The sequence below is a fragment of the Nostoc sp. 'Peltigera membranacea cyanobiont' 232 genome (genome assembly GCF_002245985.1).
In the GTDB taxonomy this organism is placed as follows: Bacteria; Cyanobacteriota; Cyanobacteriia; order Cyanobacteriales; family Nostocaceae; genus Nostoc.
Map to the genome: position 1 here is coordinate 1 of NZ_NOLK01000380.1, position 1,497 is coordinate 1,497.

Sequence of the window (1,497 nt, forward strand, 5' to 3'; positions counted from 1 at the left end):
CTCTGTCGGCGTGGATTTGTGCATCACCTGCAATCCTTGCTGCACCCTCTCCGATGAGTCGGGCATCGACTGCGATCGCCTTGACATCAACTATTGTTGCTTCATTCCGAGCAATGCGGTTTTGCAATCCTAGTAGTTTGCCAAGAATGCCGGATACACTAGCACTAAGTGCTTCTAGTCCACGCTCAACGGCATCAATACGGCTTCCGAGGGTCTCCAAGGTTGCAATCGTCTCAACAAGTGACAAAATTGTACCCAAAATGCTTAGGAGTGGCGCTAATTTAGCAAACAGTTCGCCTATTGCTTTTAGCGCTTGGTTGCTAATGCCCAGTGCATTGGCAGCAGTTTTGAGTGCATTACTAATAGTTAACTCTAGAGTGCTTATCTTTCCTAAAATGTTAGTGATTTGCCCTGAGACACCAGCAAGGGTATTTTCTATCCCGGTAATTGTTGCCTGAACAACTTTTAATTGTGATGCTACATAGCTGACAACAAGGGGTAGAATCAAATCCTTTGCTTGAATCTTTGCTGTATTAATTATTCCCGCTTCATTGGTACGAGGAATATATTTATTATCAATGCCTGCTAATTGCGCTTTTAAATCACTAATCTGCTGTTGCAATCTTTCGCTGTCAATTACACTTTTAGCGATTGCCCTTATTTGTGCTTCTGAAAGAATATTTAATCTCGATATCTGGCTACTTAATGCTGCTATTTGTTGCGCTAGGTCATCACAACTACTACTACTCATTGTTTCGACCTCAGTTCGTCGCCAATTGCTTTTAATTTTGCCGATGTGCTAGCACAATCATTGCAACAGTAACCAGGGTAACTATCACTGTGACATTTACATTTACCGGCTGGACAATCGTCATCACAAGAAACAGTGAATCGACCATCATCAGATGGATATAGTACGCCATTGATTGACAAGCCTTGTAGTGTCACGTCATAGCTACAACTGCCAGTATTGTCTGGGTAGTTGTTGTCGAAGTCGCTGCTAATCCTCTTGCCGTCAAGCGATGGAATTGGGCAACCTAATATCCTTGCACCATTATCATAAGTTTGCGCTGACGGGTTCAATGAAATACCAATGACAACGAAATTATAAGATTCCGAAATCGGAGCAGTCATCGGGTGAGTAAAACTGACAGTTTTAGTACCTATCTCAACCATCGCAGGTGCGTCAACTACAATGGTTAGTTTGGGAGATAATATCGTGACAGTAACTTTTTTGCTTCCTTCACAGTAGGTCATTGTTTCACGCCCCAAATCTTCGTGCAAACAAAATAGTAATTTGCAGATGATGCATTTTTACCAGTCACTACTATCTGGAATTCCTGAATTCCTGGGGTAGTGATAGTAACTGTTTCCGGGCCAGGACTCGCAAGGCTACCCCGAATGGAAAGCGCCAAACTCGCCAAGTGCCGGTTCACGATACTTTGACTGAGTTGCTAGCAGCGTATAAGCCTGTACCTGGCTCCGTTTGGTTATTTC

The 1,497-nt window shown here is 43.3% G+C and carries 2 protein-coding genes; both read right to left on the reverse strand.

Annotated elements, in window-relative coordinates; genetic code table 11:
* Positions 1-751 (reverse strand): hypothetical protein (locus CDG79_RS40470; RefSeq protein ID WP_223278679.1); only part of this gene is annotated, 751 nt, incomplete at its 3' end.
* Entirely contained in the window at positions 748-1,257 is a 510-nt protein-coding gene (locus tag CDG79_RS40475) for a hypothetical protein (RefSeq protein ID WP_094347037.1), read from the reverse strand. The genes CDG79_RS40475 and CDG79_RS40470, both read right to left, overlap by 4 nt.
* Positions 1,258-1,497 lie beyond the last annotated feature (240 nt).